A 1,436-nucleotide genomic window follows, 5' to 3' on the forward strand; every position below is an offset into this window, starting at 1 on the left:
GACAGCAGGACGTAGAATTGCTGCTCAATTAAGACCAGGAGGCTCTTCCCCGATTCAGATAGAAAGTGATGGCACAGTCTTTTGACAAAATTTGACCTGCTCAATTGGGTACTCAAGTCTAGTTGGGATCGGAAAACAAAGCGGTGAGGGAGAACCCAGAGTTGTCAGTCAGATCAGCCCAGGCTTCCAAAGAAGATTCTGCTGCTGCAAAAACAACCAGCACAGACACAGAGTTGGTATTGCAGTGCCAACAGGGGAACCAGCAGAGTTTTCGCCAACTATACCGACGCTATCAGCAGCGCGTCAGGTCAACTATCTATCAGCTATGTGGTGCTTATGCTCTTGATGATTTAGTACAAGAGGTGTTCCTACGAGTTTGGAAAGGCTTACCAAAACTACGGCAACCTTCACAGTTCTCCACCTGGCTTTACCGCATCTGCTGGAATGTGGCATCGGATCAGCGGGGCAAATTGCAACGGCAACGTGCCTTCAACCTTCAACTTCCAGAGGACACAGCTGATCTACCCCTCAAAAATGCCAAATCCTCCTACACTCCTGATCTGATGCAGTTGCACTATCAGGACATTATTCAACAAGGTATGCAACAGCTGAGCTTGAACCATCGTGCTGTGCTGGTGCTACATGATTTAGAGGATTTGCCACAAAAGGAAGTTGCTAAAATTTTGGGCATAGCTCTCGGAACGGTTAAGTCTCGTCTTTTCCACGCTCGAACTTCCCTACGGAAATATATCATCCAACAACAAGGAGAGATGCCATGACTCAGTTTCAACCTGATGACCAACAATGGCAAGCATTTCTGCGCCAACATCGACCTAGTCCTCCACCAGCAGCATTTGACTTGGAGGAACGAGTTATCAATGCGATCGCTAAATCCCCACCGCCTACTCGTAAACCAGAGCTTTGGTTGCTTCCCTCAGCGATCGCTGTTGGTTTACTGATGGCTTGGAGTGGTTACCGCACCCACAATTTAACCACTCTAGAAGCTTTCTTAGAGAAAAATTGGCATGGAGTTGTGGGAGAGACATCGGTGAGCAATGTCATTCATACTCCACCAGCTGATTGGATGATCTTAGCCAATACTGGACAATAAATGAAATAGTAGGAACCATCACCTCAGGATCACCTATAGAGGATAAGGTTTGACCTGTCAAAAGGTTTGCTCTAGCCTAGGCTATGGCAAGGGAAAAGTGTTTTTTTTCCCTTCAACCTTCAACCCACCTTCAAGCTTCAACCCACCTTCAAGCTTCAACCCACCTTCAACCTTCAACCCACCTTCAACCTTCAACCCACCTTCAACCTTCAACCTTCAACCTTCAACCTTCAACCTTCAACCTTCAACCTTCAACCTTCAACCTTCAACCTTCAACCTTCAACCTTCAACCTTCAACCTTCAACCTTCAACCTTCAACCTTCAA

General features: G+C 46.7%; 3 protein-coding genes and 1 pseudogene. All 4 read left to right on the top strand.

Going from position 1 to position 1,436, the window contains the following annotated elements; translation table 11 throughout:
• The coding region (locus tag F6K20_RS38400; RefSeq protein ID WP_353736909.1) for a DUF1688 family protein at nucleotides 1-85 on the top strand (85 nt) is incomplete at its 5' end.
• Between the two features lie 76 nt (nucleotides 86-161).
• A complete protein-coding gene (locus F6K20_RS38405) occupies nucleotides 162-779 on the top strand; it encodes a sigma-70 family RNA polymerase sigma factor (RefSeq protein ID WP_044492254.1) in 618 nt (205 codons plus the stop codon).
• A complete protein-coding gene (locus F6K20_RS38410; protein WP_287254807.1) occupies nucleotides 776-1,111 on the top strand; it encodes a hypothetical protein in 336 nt (111 codons plus the stop codon). Before F6K20_RS38405 ends, F6K20_RS38410 begins: the two co-directional genes overlap by 4 nt.
• A gap of 83 nt (nucleotides 1,112-1,194) precedes the next feature.
• Nucleotides 1,195-1,436: pseudogene (locus F6K20_RS38415) on the top strand (hypothetical protein); the annotation flags it as partial.

This window comes from Moorena sp. SIO2C4 (assembly GCF_010672485.1).
In the GTDB taxonomy this organism is placed as follows: domain Bacteria; phylum Cyanobacteriota; class Cyanobacteriia; order Cyanobacteriales; family Coleofasciculaceae; genus Moorena; species Moorena producens.

Coding starts and splice junctions, on each gene's coding strand:
- F6K20_RS38410 (WP_287254807.1), top strand. CDS start 776: ATGACTCAGTTTCAACCTGATGACCAACAATGGCAAGCATTTCTGCGC.